The organism is Nocardia sp. JCM 34519.1 (assembly GCF_020361265.1).
In the GTDB taxonomy this organism is placed as follows: Bacteria; Actinomycetota; Actinomycetes; order Mycobacteriales; family Mycobacteriaceae; genus Nocardia; species Nocardia arthritidis_A.
Genome location: NZ_JAIRBR010000012.1, coordinates 137,853 through 152,062, shown reverse-complemented (window position 1 = coordinate 152,062; position 14,210 = coordinate 137,853). Strand labels below are relative to the sequence as shown.

At 67.2% G+C, this 14,210-nt stretch carries 14 protein-coding genes; 6 read left to right on the top strand and 8 right to left on the bottom strand.

The genetic code is table 11. The features are described 5' to 3' along the window. Positions 1–218: 218 nt before the first annotated feature. Positions 219–884, bottom strand: coding sequence for a hypothetical protein (locus tag LGY53_RS27005; protein ID WP_225729521.1), 666 nt, complete (start codon positions 882–884; stop codon positions 219–221). A 103-nt stretch (positions 885–987) separates the two neighbouring features. Next, positions 988–1,689: a TetR/AcrR family transcriptional regulator gene (locus tag LGY53_RS27000; RefSeq protein WP_225729520.1), complete on the bottom strand. Its 702-nt coding sequence runs from the start codon at positions 1,687–1,689 to the stop codon at positions 988–990. 88 nt (positions 1,690–1,777) lie between these two features. Between LGY53_RS27000 and LGY53_RS26995 the strand changes: the two genes are divergently transcribed. The 3 genes from LGY53_RS26995 (at position 1,778) to LGY53_RS26985 (ending at position 4,002) form a co-directional block, all read left to right on the top strand. Further along, complete coding sequence (locus LGY53_RS26995; protein WP_225729519.1) at positions 1,778–2,464, top strand: NAD(P)-dependent oxidoreductase; 687 nt, start codon at positions 1,778–1,780, stop codon at positions 2,462–2,464. Between the two features lie 15 nt (positions 2,465–2,479). After that, positions 2,480–3,262, top strand: a complete 783-nt coding sequence (locus LGY53_RS26990) for an SDR family NAD(P)-dependent oxidoreductase (RefSeq protein WP_225729518.1) — start codon at positions 2,480–2,482, stop codon at positions 3,260–3,262. Positions 3,263–3,381: 119 nt separating this feature from the next. Continuing rightward, entirely contained in the window at positions 3,382–4,002 is a 621-nt protein-coding gene (locus LGY53_RS26985; RefSeq protein WP_225729517.1) for a hypothetical protein, read from the top strand. 1,044 nt (positions 4,003–5,046) lie between these two features. Here the strand turns inward: LGY53_RS26985 and rpsA are convergent. Beyond that, positions 5,047–6,510 (bottom strand): 30S ribosomal protein S1, encoded by a 1,464-nt coding sequence (gene rpsA / locus LGY53_RS26980; RefSeq protein WP_167473978.1) that lies wholly within the window; start codon positions 6,508–6,510, stop codon positions 5,047–5,049. A 243-nt stretch (positions 6,511–6,753) separates the two neighbouring features. Between rpsA and LGY53_RS26975 the strand changes: the two genes are divergently transcribed. Continuing rightward, complete coding sequence (locus LGY53_RS26975) at positions 6,754–7,605, top strand: class I SAM-dependent methyltransferase (protein WP_225729516.1); 852 nt, start codon at positions 6,754–6,756, stop codon at positions 7,603–7,605. Here LGY53_RS26975 and LGY53_RS26970 read toward each other — a convergent pair. The 4 genes from LGY53_RS26970 to LGY53_RS26955 all read right to left on the bottom strand — a co-directional run bounded on the left by LGY53_RS26970 (position 7,583) and on the right by LGY53_RS26955 (position 10,961). Continuing rightward, positions 7,583–8,797, bottom strand: a complete 1,215-nt coding sequence (locus tag LGY53_RS26970; protein WP_225729515.1) for an erythromycin esterase family protein — start codon at positions 8,795–8,797, stop codon at positions 7,583–7,585. The two genes, LGY53_RS26975 and LGY53_RS26970, sit on opposite strands and share 23 nt — an antisense overlap. A 165-nt stretch (positions 8,798–8,962) precedes the next feature. After that, positions 8,963–9,133: a toxin-antitoxin system HicB family antitoxin gene (locus tag LGY53_RS26965; RefSeq protein ID WP_167473975.1), complete on the bottom strand. Its 171-nt coding sequence runs from the start codon at positions 9,131–9,133 to the stop codon at positions 8,963–8,965. Between the two features lie 9 nt (positions 9,134–9,142). Then, on the bottom strand, positions 9,143–10,027 hold the full coding sequence (locus LGY53_RS26960; protein WP_225729514.1) for an SPFH domain-containing protein: 885 nt from the start codon (positions 10,025–10,027) through the stop codon (positions 9,143–9,145). A gap of 85 nt (positions 10,028–10,112) precedes the next feature. After that, positions 10,113–10,961, bottom strand: coding sequence for a LysR family transcriptional regulator (locus LGY53_RS26955; RefSeq protein WP_225729513.1), 849 nt, complete (start codon positions 10,959–10,961; stop codon positions 10,113–10,115). Between the two features lie 99 nt (positions 10,962–11,060). Here LGY53_RS26955 and LGY53_RS26950 point away from each other — a divergent pair, with 99 nt between their 5' ends. Next, complete coding sequence (locus tag LGY53_RS26950) at positions 11,061–11,777, top strand: SDR family oxidoreductase (RefSeq protein ID WP_225729512.1); 717 nt, start codon at positions 11,061–11,063, stop codon at positions 11,775–11,777. Between the two features lie 63 nt (positions 11,778–11,840). Here the strand turns inward: LGY53_RS26950 and LGY53_RS26945 are convergent, their stop codons facing one another. Beyond that, the gene (locus LGY53_RS26945; protein WP_225729511.1) at positions 11,841–13,205 is read right to left on the bottom strand and encodes an FAD-binding oxidoreductase; all 1,365 of its coding nucleotides are present in this window, start codon (positions 13,203–13,205) and stop codon (positions 11,841–11,843) included. Positions 13,206–13,276: 71 nt separating this feature from the next. On the opposite strand from LGY53_RS26945, the gene LGY53_RS26940 reads away from it, so the two are divergent. Beyond that, complete coding sequence (locus tag LGY53_RS26940) at positions 13,277–14,194, top strand: LysR family transcriptional regulator (protein WP_225729510.1); 918 nt, start codon at positions 13,277–13,279, stop codon at positions 14,192–14,194. Positions 14,195–14,210 lie beyond the last annotated feature (16 nt).

Genomic DNA, 14,210 nt, shown 5'->3' with positions numbered 1-14,210 from the left:
AGGGCCTTTCTGCCGAGCTGACTTTCCCGCAGCGACACTACCGTTAAGTTGGTCAAACGTCCGACTTCATCGAATTCGATCAGGCAGCGCGCACAATTGCGGCATTGCCGCGAAAGCCTACCGTTCGCCGGCGCACATCCCATTCCCCGTGTCCGATTGTGCGACAGGATTAATCAGCCGGTTGCGCGGAGTTCGCGGGGACGGTCCGGCCGCGACCTTCAGTGCCGGTTATCCCGCCCGCGATTCAGCCACTGCAGTCCGTCACGCAACGTCGGCGGCCGTTCGATGGAACCCCGGTCGGATTTGCGCGACCCGCGCTCCTCATCCCGCTGATCGCCGCGGTTCCCGTACGACTGCGCCTGCGTCAGGAATCGGTCGAAGGTTTGGTCGATGACCGAATTCGACCGCCCGCCTTCCTTACCGTCCTGCTTGAACGGCACGCCGGTGGAGAAGGCGCGCAAGCCGAGGGTCAACATCTCCCCCAGCATGCCGATACCGATCGACAGCGTGGTCGGCCGCGCGTCGTGATGCATGCCGAGCGCGACGCCGACCATGCTCACCCCGAATCCGACCGCGAACGAAGTCACCCACACCACAACGGTTTTCACGGTGTAGCGCTGCCAGAGATGCCCGTCGCGCTCGAAGATGTCGACCGTCGTCCCGCGCACCGCGCCGAAGGCGATACCGATCACGCCGCCGATCACCAGGAAGGTGATGTCGACGGCACTCAGATCCTTGACCTTGGTGACGCTGAACACGCCGATCGCCACCAGGATCAGCGGGGTGAGGAAGATATCGCGGGCGTCCATCGGCTCGCCCCGGAATCGCTTGATCACCAAGGCGATCACGCCGACGATGATGGCCACCAACAACCACATGCTCATGCCGTCTCCCAACCGTTTTCCTGCTGCCGTTGGAAACTACGAGGCGGCCGTGGATTCGAGATCCGCCGAAGGGAGGACTCGGCGGAGGAGTCGAGGACGATTCCTAGAGGCCCAGTGAACGCACCAGATCCAACATCTCGGCGTGGTAAAGCTTTGCGGGATCCCGGGATTGGGGGATCAGGTGGCCGTAGATCTCCAGCGCGATCAGTCCGTGCATCCGCCCCCACATCCGCAGCGCCAGCGCCAGCGCGGCGGGCGGCAACTCCGGGAATTCGGCGCGCACATGGGTTACCAGGTCGGCATCGAAATCCGACCAGGTGATCTCGTCGCCCCCTTGCAGCGCCTGCGCATGTGACCAGGCCGCTGCGACCAGACCGACCAGACCGTTGCAGGCCCGCGCCTCGGCCTCGGCGGCCGGACCGCCCGGCGGCGGCTGATAGCCGGGCACCGGGTCGCCGTAGATGAGCCGGAAGCCTTCGGGATTCGCCAGCGCCCACCGGCGTACCGCCTCACCCCAGGCCACCACCCGACCCGCCGGATCGCTTGCCGGAATCCGGTCGCGTGCCGCCTCCAACTCGTCGACGAGCGCGCCGTAGACATCCGAGATCAATGTGGTGATCAGGTCGTCGCGGGTGGCGTAGTAGCCGTAGATGGCCCCCGCGGTCATACCCATCTCGCGGGCGATGGCGCGCAGCGCGATCGCATCCGGACCGCCCTCGGCCAGCAACCGCAGCGCGATCGTCTTGATGTCCTCGGTGGTCTGCGCCCGCAGACGGTCCCGGCGACGCTGTACGACTTCGGCCACGGTTGACACCTTACAGCGTGCGGCTACTATCTTCCGTGTCGTCACTGAACGGCGTGTAGTAAGTGAACGCAGTGTAGAGCGAGGCATCGTGAACATCGGAATCTTCGGCGCGACCGGGGTAATCGGCAGTGCCGCGGTGGCGGAGGCCGTCGGGCGGGGACATCGAGTCACCGCGTTCAGCAGGGATGCGGCGCGCTTCCCCGCCGACCGGGGCGGGGCGGATTGGCGGGTCGCCGACTGGCTGGACACCGAAAGCATCGCCGAGGCCATCGCCGGACAGGACGTGGTGATCAGCGCGGTGAACGCCGGCCACGGCGTCGCCGACACCATCGCCAACGCGGACAGGTTCGTCAGCGGCGCGCGGGCCATGATCGGCGCGCTCGAGCGGCACCCGTCGGTACGGCTGATCTCGGTCGGCGGCGCGGGCAGTCTCGAGGTGGCGCCGGGACGCCAAATCCTCGACGGCGGCGCCGAATTCGATCGGAACCTGGTCGAAGAGCTGGAGGTGCCAAAGGAATACGGTGCGGTGGTGCGCGCGCTGCGCGACGCGCTGAACCTGTATCGCCAATCCAACCGCAATTGGACCTCGGTCAGCCCGTCGGCGCTGCGCATCCGCCCAGGCGAGCGCACCGGTCGCTTCCGGATCGGCACCGATCAACTGCTGGTCCGCGCCGACGGCACCAGCGATATCTCCGCGGCCGACCTCGCCGTCGCCCTGCTCGACGAGGCCGAACAACCGCGATTCATCCAGCGCCGATTCACCGTCGGCTACTGAAAGTCAGGAACAACAATGGATTTGGGACTCGACGGACGCACCGCCATCGTCACCGGCGCGGGCCGCGGCATCGGGCTCGCCATCACGAAGACATTGCTCGCCGAGGGCGTCAGCGTGGTCGGCGCCGCCCGCACCATCACCGCCGAACTCCGGGCGACAGGTGCGGTCACGGTTCCCGTCGACCTCGCAACGACCACCGGCGCAACCGAACTCGCCGCACAGGCGACGGCCGCGCTCGGCGGCGTCGATATCCTGGTCAACAATGTCGGCGGCGCGGACTTCAACGCACTCAACGGTTTTCTCGATATAGACGACGAAACCTGGCGGCGCACCTTCGATTTGAACTTCTACAGCGCCGTCCGGATGACCAGGGCGGCACTGCCTAGCCTCGTCGAGCGGCACGGCACAGTGATCAACGTCTCCTCGATCGTCGGCCGTGCGCCCGGTGCGGCCGTCGCCGACTACGGCGTTGCCAAGGCCGCGCTCACCGCGCTCGGCAAGGCCATTGCGGAGCAATTCGGTCCGCGGGGTGTCCGGGTCAACACCATCTCCCCCGGCCCGGTCCGCACCGCGTTCTGGGAATCCGCAGCCGGCCCCGGCGGAAAGATCGCCGCCGCCAACGGTATTCGCGTCGAGGAATTCCTCCCGCAACTTCCGTCCACGGTCGGCATGACCACCGGCCGCCTGATCGAGCCCGCCGAGATCGCCGCCCAGGTCGCCTTTCTCGCCTCCGACCACGCCCGCAGCATCGTCGGGGCGGATCTGATCGTCGACGGCGGCGCGCTGAAGACCGTGTGAGGCCCCGCCCGGTGTCGGGCAGCGGAACTTGTCGTACCCCTGCGGCAGAATACGAAGTGGGTCGGACGTCGACCGAGTTGCTGGACAAGGTAATTCGCAACTCGAGCCGAGGAGGGGCCATGCCCGACGTCCATGCTTCGATGCCCGACCCGCGGGATCCGCTGCCCGCCCGGCACCTGCCTGCCGAGCAGCCGCCCAACCGGCACCGCCGCGCGCTCGACCTCGCCGAGGAGGCCGAACACCACCGGTCGCTGCTGCGGTCCGCCGCCGCCGACTACCGGTGGCGGGTGGCACAGCGGGTGTCCGAGCTGACACCGGAGGATCAGCGGTACTACCTCGACGAGGCCGAACGCCTCATCGAACAGCTGATGATCGACCCGGTCCGGCACAGCACGCTGGACCTGGACGCCTATCGCGCGATCCGCGACGGCGTCCCGGTCACCTACGACAGCGCGCAGCGCATGTACGTGCTGCGCCGCCCCGGCCGCGACCCACTGCCGATCCGGCCGGGCCTGGCCGAACATCGGCTCGGCGTCATCGCACGCCTGGCCGGACTCGGCCTGCGCCTGGACCAGATCCAGGTCGTCGCCCTCACCACGGCCCAGATGGTCGCCCCGCACGAGGCCGCCGTCCCACCCCGCGGCGCCCCCGAAGTTTTGCGCGGCACAACAGGATTCCCGTCCCGGCGTGGAGCTCCGGTGACCCCGCGGCCGTCGGGGTTGCCAAACGGCGGCGTCTGAGCTGGTGCTGTCTGGGGTGGTCGGTGCGTTCGGCTGGTGGTTGCGCCGCTACGACGGCTGGATCGCCTGAGATGGGTGCGAATCGAGTTGGCATGCGGCGGTGTCGGTTTCGCACAAGGGATGGCGCTGTCCCCAGCGTCGGCGTGCCGTGTCCGGATGCCGCCGTCGCTCGTGTTCCGTGCACACGGCGTGCGGGTTTCGCCCTCGGGTAGGGGGATCGGTGCGTGGGTGTGTGGTCGCGTCGCTACGACGGCTGGATTGCCTCAGGTAGGCGCCGGGGTGCGTTGGCATGTGGCGGTGCGGTTTCGCATCCGGGGTGAGGCCGATATCCGTACCGGCGCTGTAGCATCCGGCCTGAACGGACAAAACCAGACGACTTCTGCGGGATTTCCGCATATCCCAGCTGATTTTGTCCACCTAGGCCGACTGAATCGCTCCCCGCCCCTGTTTTTACCTTTGATCCAGTAGGCAATCCGTTCACGCATAGCAAACTGGCTTCTCGCACAGGTAATCGCTTGCGCCAGAAGCTAATTGGTGCACTGGAACTAAGATCGCGGCGTGTCGGCGGCATGCGCGAAGGCCGATTCGGTTACCGCCTACGCGCACGTAGATAGCCAGAAAGTCGCCCAGTGATCGGGTCGGGTAGTAGTTGTTGTCTAACTCTGAGCGACAACACCGGGATGTGAACCTGATTGTCGCTCAGAGTTAGACAACAACTATCTCGCGCGATCTACACTATGCTCACTTGCGCAAACATCCAGCTTCCCGCACTGAGGATTGCAGGCGCGGAAGCCGAAACCTTCGCGGGAACAGCGGCATCCGGAATACGAGACCGGAACACCCTCGGCACGGGGCGGGATGGGAATCATCCAAGGTGCGAACCGGAACACCGCATACCAGCGCACCCCGCGCCTATCTCGGGCGATCCGGCCGTCGTAGCGACGCGACCACGAGACCAACCCACCGATCACTCCCAACAACACCCCGGAAAACGACTGCGCCCCAACCGAATCCGGTTGGGGCGCAGTCAGATCAAGCTAGGGCTTAGCCGTTGCCCGACAGCTTCTCACGCAGAGCGGCCAGCTGGGCGTCGCTCGCGAGCGAACCGCCAGCGGGTTCCGACTGCGAGGCGGCGGCCTGCGCACCGCTCTCGGAGGAGTAGTTGGACGGACCACCGTTCGCGGCCTCGGCCGCGGCGTCGGCCGCCATCTTCTCCATCTGCGCGGTGTGCATCTTGTGGCGACGCTCCGCCTCGGCGTAGCGGCCTTCCCACTCCTCGCGCTGCTTGTCGAAGCCCTCGAGCCATTCGTTGGTCTCGGGATCGAAGCCCTCGGGGAAGATGTAGTTGCCCTGATCGTCGTAGCTGTCGGCCATGCCGTACTTCGACGGGTCGAACTCGGCGTGGTAGTCCTCGTTCGCCTGCTTCAGCGACAGCGAGATCCGGCGACGCTCCAGGTCGATGTCGATGACCTTGACCATCGCGTCGTCGCCGACGGCGACAACCTGGTCCGGCACCTCGACGTGGCGCTCGGCCAGCTCGGAGATGTGCACCAGGCCCTCGATGCCCTCCTCGACGCGGACGAACGCGCCGAACGGAACCAGCTTGGTGACCTTGCCCGGCACGATCTGGCCGATCGCGTGGGTGCGGGCGAACTGACGCCACGGATCTTCCTGAGTCGCCTTGAGCGAGAGCGAAACCCGCTCGCGATCCAGGTCGACGTCGAGCACCTCGACGGTGACCTCGTTGCCGACCTCGACGACCTCGGACGGGTGGTCGATGTGCTTCCAGGACAGCTCGGAGACGTGCACCAGACCGTCGACACCGCCGAGATCGACGAATGCGCCGAAGTTGACGATCGAGGAGACCACACCCTTGCGGACCTGGCCCTTCTGCAGCTGGTGCAGGAATTCGCTGCGCACCTCGGACTGGGTCTGCTCCAGCCAGGCGCGACGGGACAGGACCACGTTGTTGCGGTTCTTGTCCAGTTCGATGATCTTGGCCTCGATCTCCTTGCCGACGTACGGCTGCAGATCGCGGACGCGGCGCATCTCGACGAGCGAGGCAGGGAGGAAGCCGCGCAGGCCGATGTCCAGGATCAGACCGCCCTTCACGACCTCGATGACGGTGCCCTTGACGGCCTCGTCCTTCTCCTTGAGCTCTTCGATGGTGCCCCACGCACGCTCGTACTGCGCCCGCTTCTTCGACAGGATCAGGCGGCCTTCCTTGTCCTCCTTGGTGAGAACGAGGGCCTCGACCTCATCGCCCACGGAAACGACCTCGTTCGGGTCGACATCGTGCTTGATGGAGAGTTCGCGGGAGGGGATGACGCCTTCGGTCTTGTAACCGATGTCGAGCAGAACCTCGTCGCGGTCGACCTTGACGATGGTTCCTTCGACGATGTCGCCGTCGTTGAAGTACTTGATCGTGGCGTCGATGGCGGCGAGGAAGTCCTCGGCGGAGCCGATGTCGTTGACGGCTACCTGCGGCGAGGTGACGGTGGTGGGCATGTGTCGGTTTGCTCCGGACGGATTGTGGTCGGTTGCGGACATTGGAACTTTCGGTACGCTGCGATCTCACCGCGCAGGTGTGATTGACGGACACTAGGAACGTACCGCACGCAACGCATGTGAAACTCAGCACGGGTTGAACTCCGGTACGGTTGTACTGAAGACACTCGCGCGTTCAGCGTACGCGACCTTGGTCCGGCCGGGCAAACCGGTCCCACGCGCCGCGCCGATTACGCTGTCGGCGTGTCGGATGAACGCCATGCGATGGCAAACGCACTGCTCGGAACCGCGGGAACGGCGCGGACCCGGCTCGGTTCGGCCGCGAGTCAGCAGGCCAGCCGACGCTGGTGGGACGCCGACGCCGAGCAATACCACGAAACCCACGCCGATTTCCTCGGAGTCGACTCCCCCGAGGGTGAATTCATCTGGTGCCCGGAGGGTCTGCACGAGGGCGATATGCATTTCCTCGGCGAGCTCGCGGGCAAACGAATCCTGGAGATCGGCTGCGGTTCCGCGCCGTGCGCGCGCTGGCTGGCCGGGCAGGGCGCGCATCCGATCGGGCTGGACCTGTCCATGGGGATGCTGGCGCGCGGGCGCGCGGCGATGGATCGGGGCGGGCCGCGGGTGCCGCTGGTGCAGGCGGGCGCCGAGGCGCTGCCGTTCCTGGACGAATCCTTCGACCTGGCCTGTTCGGCCTTCGGCGCGGTGCCGTTCGTCGCGGATTCGGCCCTGGTGATGCGCGAGGTGGCCCGGGTGCTGCGGCCGGGCGGCCGCTGGGTTTTCTCGGTGAACCATCCGATGCGCTGGGTTTTCCCCGACGATCCCGGTCCAGCCGGGTTGACCGCATCGATTCCCTATTTCGACCGCACGCCCTATGTGGAATTGGACGGTGAAGGTCAGCCGACCTATGTGGAACACCACCGCACCATCGGCGACCGGGTGCGCGAAATCGTCGCGGCCGGTCTGCTGCTGAAGGACATCGTGGAACCGGATTGGCCGGAATGGCTGGACCGGGAATGGGGTCAGTGGAGTCCGCTGCGCGGCGAGTTATTTCCCGGCACCGCCATATTCATCACCGAGAAACCGGAATCCTGAGGAAGGCGACGGCATCCATGCCGATCGACGGATCGAGCGGGGCATAGCGGGTGTCATCGGTGGACCGGGCCCGCAGATCGGGATATTCCGCAAGGATGGTGGCGAGTTCGCGCGGCGGGAAGAGCGCACGCTCCGCGGTCGCCGCCGCGAGCACACCTTGCAGGGTGGACCGGTCTTCCCTGGTGTCGACATCGTCGACGCCGTCGGCGGCGATGAAGACATAGCGCTCGCCCAGGTGCGCGGCGGCGAGCGCGCCCGCACTCCACCAGCGCCAGGTCTCCCCCATGGCCCGCACGATGGATTCGTTGCGTTGCAGATGCGCATTGTGCGCGAATACCAAGGCGGGCCTGCCGGTTTCGACGATCTCGAGCAGATTCTCCGACATCATGACATCGCGCAGGCCACCCAGTATCGAGATCCGGTCCGGCACCGGATTCGCCATCGCGGCGTGGTAGCGCAGCAGCCCGTGCGCGGTTCTGGCGAACATGCGGGCGCGCTCGAAATCTTTGCCGGAGACGGCTTTTCGGAGTGCAGGGGCCTCGGCTTCGAAACAGCCGACCAGGTCGTCCACGGCACAGCGCAGCGTCTTGGCCCGGTCGGTGTCACCGATGGACCGGGCCGCCTCCCACATGGCGTCCGGATTCGACCATTCCGCGTCGTCACCGATCAGCTCGTCCAATTCGCCTGCGGTGTGCGGGATTCGCGACGCAGGCAGATGTTCGGCAAGAAAAGCATGCACCGAATGCACGACGACGCGGGGGCTCGGCGCCGCCGCCATCTCGAGCGGGCCGTCGAAACCGTGGAAGCGGACCCGATCGGCCGGGGCGACACCGGCGTTGTAATCGCGCAGCCAGCAGACCAATTCACGATTCGCCCGGAGCGCGCCGAAGTTGTGACTGAAGCCGCGGGCGAGCACATCGTCGAGATCGCCGCGGCCGGTGGTCACGTAATCGTCGACCAACATGCCCGCGAGGCAATCCGATTCGAGTGCGATGGCGCGAAAACCGTGCCGCGACACCAGTTCCCGCAGCAGGTCGTTACGCAGTTCCGGGAATGCCTCGATGCCGTGCGTCGGCTCGCCGAGGGCGAGTAGCGACGGCGGCGTCGGGAGGGCGCCCAGGAAGGCGCGTACCGAATCGGCGAGCGCGGCGGCGGAGAGGTCGAGGCCGGAGACTGATATCGGAGAGGTCATCGGAATCCTTTGCTACACAACACCATGACCCCTTCAACGATATCGTTGAACACCGTATTGGTATTTTCCGCGAATTTCTCTGCTATCCGCCGGGTAAACCCTCAAATGCCTGGATAGCACGACGCCGGGCACCGCACCCGATGCCCGGCGTCGCTTCAGCGCTACTCAGTCCCCCACAGGTTTCGATTTCGGTTTGCGGCCCGCCTCCTCCAGCGCCAGCCGCAGTGCGTATTCGATCTGGGCGTTGATACTGCGCAGGTCGTCGGCGGCCCACTTGGCGATGGCGTCGTGCACCGACGGATCCAGGCGCAGCAGTATCTTTTTGCGCTCGACCATGAGATCGGCTCAGCTGTAGAGGGTTCCGGCGTTGACGACGGGCTGTATCGCACGGTCGCCACACAGCACGACCAGCAGGTTGGACACCATCGTCGCCTTGCGCTCCTCGTCCAGTTCCACCATTCCCTGCTCCGCCAGCCGGTCCAGGGCCATTCCGACCATACCGACGGCGCCCTCGACGATCTTGGTCCGGGCCGCGACCACCTGGGCGGCCTGCTGGCGAACCAACATGGCCTGCGCGATCTCGGGCGCGTAGGCGAGGTGGGTGATCCTGGCCTCGATGATCTCGATGCCCGCCAACTCGGTGCGATCACGCAGTTCGGTAGTGAGCTCGCCCGCCACCTCGGCGCCGTCGCGCAGGCTGGTGCGCTCCGTGTCGTGCGCGTCGTACGGGTGGGTGGTGGCCAGATGCCGGACCGCGGCCTCGGACTGGGTTTCCACGTAGACCTCGTAATCGTCGACGGCGAAGGCGGCCTTGAAGCTGTCGACCACCCGATAGACCACCACGGCGGCGATCTCGACCGGATTGCCGTCGGCATCGTTGACCTTCAGCTTCTGCGTTTCGAAGTTACGCACCCGCAGCGAGATGCTCTTGCGGTCGGTGAGCGGGACCACCGAGTAGAAGCCGGGTTCGCTCACCGAGCCGATATAGCGGCCGAAGAACTGAATCACCTTGGCCTCGTTGGGATTCACGACCACCAGACCGGTCGCGGAGAGCAGTAGTGCGACCACGACGAGCGTCCCGACGATTGCCCCGGCTATCGCCAGCGCGTTGTCGTTCTTGGCCCCCTCGGCGTAGCCGGCCGCAGCGGCCGCGCCGAATCCGATGACCAGCACGACCACCCCCAGCAGCACCGGGAACCCGTTGACGTGAAAGGCAGCCCGAAGCTTCATGACATCCTCCTAGTATCATGGTGATATCACTAAGATAGCAGCAGTGCCCGCGGCCCGGAAGTCCGGATTTCCGCTGACGATCGGTTCAGCGCGCGGCCGCGAGCTCGGCGAATTCGTCGAACAGCGGATCGCGCCGCTCGACCGCCCAGGCCAGGCATACCTGGTTGGGTGCGAGCCCGCGCACCGGAACATAGGCGATATCCGGCCGGGTGTAGAAGGTCGCCACCGAGAGCGGCAGCACGACGATCCCGTATCCTGCCGCCACATGCTCGAGCTTCTCCTCGACGCTCCGGAAGACCGGTGCCGCGTCGCGCGGCCGCGTCGCGATATCCCGCCATTCGGGCACCGCATCCGGATCCTGACTCAACCGCTCGTCGGCGAGATCGGCGATCTCGACCGACTCCTTGCCCGCGAGCCGGTGATCGGCGGCCAGCACCACCACCCTCGGCTCGGTGTACAGCGGGCGCACGCGCAGGCCGTGCCGGTCGATCGGCATGCGCACGAAGCCGGCGTCGACTCGGCCGTCGCGGATCACCTCCACCTGGTCGTCCCAGGTGGTGCGCACCAATTCGACGGTGAGCCCGGGATGGCGTTCGCGCAGCGCCCGCACCGGCTCGGTGACGATCAGGCCGGGCATGAAGCCGACGGTGAAGGTGTCCGCACCGCGTGACGCCCGAATCACCCTGCGGCGCAAGGCATTCGCGCTGGCCAGCAGCGGACGCGCGTCGGCGAGCAACTGTACGCCCGCCGCGGTCAGCTCGGTCGAGCGGCGGTCCCGGACGAACAGCTGCGCGCCGAGTTCGTCCTCCAGCGCCCGAATCTGCCGGGACAGCACCGGCTGCGCGATATACAGCGCCTGAGCCGCCCGGCCGAAGTGCAGATGCTCGGCCACGGCGACGAAATAGCGCAACTTGCGCAGGTCGACATCCACCATGATGCCCTCAGGGTATTACAGACGGGGAAAAGGGTTTTGGACGCGGGCGGGCTCGCGGATCGAAGGTGGACAGGCAGTTTCGATCGAAAGGGAAAAGCCATGTCCCTCACTGGACAACATGTCGTAGTCCTGGGCGGTACTTCGGGAATCGGATTCGCGGTGGCCGCCGCCGCGGCCGGGCGGGCGGCGAAAGTCACCGTGGTTTCCAGTGATCCGGAGCGGGTGGCGCATGCGGTCGCGCAGCTGCCGGACGGTGTCGCGGGCAAGGTCGCCGACCTGACCGAACCCGCCCGGGTGACCGCGCTGTTCGACGAGATCGGCGCCCTGGATCATCTGGTATTCACCGCCGGTGAGGCGCTGCTGCTCGGCCCGCTAGCCGATCTGGACCTGGCAGCCGCGCGAAAGTTCTTCGAGCTCAGGTACTTCGGCGTGCTCGCCGCGGTGCGGGCGGCCGCACCGCTGATCGCGCCCGGCGGCTCGATCACCCTCACCACCGGCACCGCGAGCCCCCGGCCGATGCCCGGATCGACGGTGACCTCCAGCCTCTGCGGCGCGTTGGAGGGCCTGACCAGGGCGCTGGCCGTGGAACTCGCCCCGATCCGGGTGAATGCGGTGATGCCGGGCGTCGTTCGTTCACCGATGTGGGATTTCCTGCCGGAGGATGCGCGCGAACAACTCTACGGCAGCGGCGACGGCGCACCGCTGGGCCGGATCGGCGAGACCACCGATATCGCCGAGGCGTACCTGTTCTACCTGACCCAGCGGCACGCGACCGGCACGATTCTGCCGCTGGACGGCGGCGCGATCCTGGTGTGACGCACGAATCGGGCGCGGTGCCGGTATATTTCGGCGCCGCGCCCGATGAGGCCGGGCGGCAGGTCAATTCGGCCGGATGTTGCGGTTGAACCGGAACATGTTGTGCGCGTCGTACTTCGACTTCAAGGCCGCGAGCCGGACGTAGGTCTCGGCGGCGTATCCCGCCCTCGTCTGCGCCTCGTCGGCGGCCGCGCCCGCACCGTAGAGGAAATTCAGGCTGTGGCCGATCGTCCACGGCGCCAACGCCTCTCGCACCCGTGCCAGCGCCGCGGGCGCCGCGGCGCCGTCCGCCGGATCGGGCATGGCGATCACCCGCACCACATACGCGGCGTCCCGGTGATCGACCGCGACGCCGTTCGGGCCCGGCCGCCCCAGCGCGCCGCCCAGGTGGCGGATATCGACGACCACCCGCAGCGGGCCGTCCGGACCGGTCAGCGCGAGCAGCGCGGACAGCGTCTCGGGGGTCAGCTCGCCGAGCATGGCATTGGTCGCCGCGTACCCGTGCGGATGTTCGGGATCGCTGTGAATGGTGTGGGTTTCGGTGTACGGCATGGTGCGCAGGTCGTCCTTCAGCCGCGGACCCACCGCCCGCAGCGGTGCCACCAGCCGCTCCCCCTCCTCGGCCGATCCGGTGAAGGCGATCCGGAACGAGGCCACGTACCGGCCGCGCAGCGGCTCGGGCACCTGTGGGATATCCGGGAAGGTGAGCAGGCTGACGGTGGAGGTGAGTTCCTCGGGCACCGTCGCGGTCCATTCCCGCCATGCCGCGAGCGCGGCGTCCACCAGCGGCGTATCGAATACCAGCTGACCGCCCCAAACCTCCGTCAGCTCAACCAGTTCCACTTCCAGCGCGGTGATCACGCCGAAGTTGCCGCCGGTGCCGAGCACCGCGCCGAACAGTTCGTCGCCCGGGGTCAGCCTGCGCACCCGGCCGTCGGCGGTGACCAGTTCGATGGCGCGCACATGATCGGCCGCATAGCCGAATTGCCTTGCCAGGATGCCGGTTCCACCGCCGAGGCTGTATCCGACGACGCCGACCGAGGGCGATGACCCGTTGAGCGGGGCGAGGCCGTGCCGTGCCGCCGCCTCGACCAGCGCGCCAGCCCGCACGCCCGCACCGATCCGGGCGATCCGGGTGGCCGGATCTATGGTGATGGCGGTCATCCGGCGGGTGCTGATCAGCACACCGCCGTCGGCCGCGACCGAGAGCCCGTGCCCCGTCGCCTGAACGGCAACCGGAAGTCCTTGTCGCGCCGCGTATTCCACCGCGCTGCGGACGTCCTCGGCATGCACCGCACCCACCACGAGTGCGGGCCGGTGCGTATACGCGGTCTGGAATCCGGCGATCTCCGCTTCGTATCCTTCGTCGCCGGGGCGGAAGACCGGGCCGGTGAAGGTGTCGATGGTCTGCGTTGCGTTATTTCCCATGACTCATACGATGCTCGACCGCGAGCTAGAAGTACAACAGATAGATCTTCTCAAAGCTAGAATGATTGCTTATGGAACTGCGGCAGCTGCGTTACTTCGTCACGGTGGTCGAGGAGGCCAATTTCACCAGGGCCGCGGCCCGGCTGCACCTGACCCAGCCCGGCCTGAGCGCGCAGATCCGCCAGCTGGAGCGCGAACTCGGGCAACCGCTGCTGGAACGCGGGCCGCGCTCTGTGGTCCCCACCGCGGTGGGTGCCGCGGTGCTGGCGCACGCCAGGGCCGCCCTGGACGCGGCCGAGCGGATCACCCGGACGGTCGACGAATTCACCGGGCTGCTGCGCGGCCACGTCCGGATCGGCCTCATCTCCGGCGCGGCCGCCGACGAATTCGACGCGCCGGGACTGCTCGCCGACTTCCACGACGACCATCCGCAGGTCGGCATCAGCCTCACCGAGGACACCTCCGACCGCATGCTCGCGGCCGTGCGCTCCGGCGAACTCGATCTCGCCCTCGTCGGATTGACCGGCGCCGCACTGGATCCCGCCATCGATACCGAGATCGTCCTGGATACCGCCGTCGTCGCCGCGGTGGCCGCGGCCGACGACACGCACACCGACCGGATCGCGCTCGACGCGCTGCGCGAGCGTCCGCTGATCTGCCTGCCCGCCGGCACCGGTGTCCGCGGCGTGCTCGAACGCGCCTGTGCGGCGGCCGGATTCGAGCCCGATATCGCCTTCGAGGCCGCCGCTCCGCCGGTGCTGCTGCGGCTGGCCGCGCGCGGACTGGGCATCGCGGTGGTACCGGAACTCACCCCGGAGCAGGCGGCGGCGTTCGGTGTCCGGACGCTACAGATCGTCGATCCGCCGTTGCGCGGCAGGCTCGCGCTCGTCTGGCGGCGCGACCCGCCACCGGCTCCGGCCGCGAAGGTACTCCTGGGCCAGCTCCGGATAGCCGTGCATCACAAGAACTCCCAGAACGCACAGCCGTAGCTATTCGGTCGCGCAA

What these genes read in the sequence shown, in the direction of transcription:
- LGY53_RS27005 (WP_225729521.1), bottom strand. Translation starts at nt 884, where the DNA reads ATGAGCATGTGGTTGTTGGTGGCCATCATCGTCGGCGTGATCGCCTTG.
- LGY53_RS26990 (WP_225729518.1), top strand. Translation starts at nt 2,480, where the DNA reads ATGGATTTGGGACTCGACGGACGCACCGCCATCGTCACCGGCGCGGGC.
- LGY53_RS26985 (WP_225729517.1), top strand. Translation starts at nt 3,382, where the DNA reads ATGCCCGACGTCCATGCTTCGATGCCCGACCCGCGGGATCCGCTGCCC.
- rpsA (WP_167473978.1), bottom strand. Translation starts at nt 6,510, where the DNA reads ATGCCCACCACCGTCACCTCGCCGCAGGTAGCCGTCAACGACATCGGC.
- LGY53_RS26970 (WP_225729515.1), bottom strand. Translation starts at nt 8,797, where the DNA reads ATGACCTCTCCGATATCAGTCTCCGGCCTCGACCTCTCCGCCGCCGCG.
- LGY53_RS26965 (WP_167473975.1), bottom strand. Translation starts at nt 9,133, where the DNA reads ATGGTCGAGCGCAAAAAGATACTGCTGCGCCTGGATCCGTCGGTGCAC.
- LGY53_RS26960 (WP_225729514.1), bottom strand. Translation starts at nt 10,027, where the DNA reads ATGAAGCTTCGGGCTGCCTTTCACGTCAACGGGTTCCCGGTGCTGCTG.
- LGY53_RS26955 (WP_225729513.1), bottom strand. Translation starts at nt 10,961, where the DNA reads ATGGTGGATGTCGACCTGCGCAAGTTGCGCTATTTCGTCGCCGTGGCC.
- LGY53_RS26950 (WP_225729512.1), top strand. Translation starts at nt 11,061, where the DNA reads ATGTCCCTCACTGGACAACATGTCGTAGTCCTGGGCGGTACTTCGGGA.
- LGY53_RS26945 (WP_225729511.1), bottom strand. Translation starts at nt 13,205, where the DNA reads ATGGGAAATAACGCAACGCAGACCATCGACACCTTCACCGGCCCGGTC.
- LGY53_RS26940 (WP_225729510.1), top strand. Translation starts at nt 13,277, where the DNA reads ATGGAACTGCGGCAGCTGCGTTACTTCGTCACGGTGGTCGAGGAGGCC.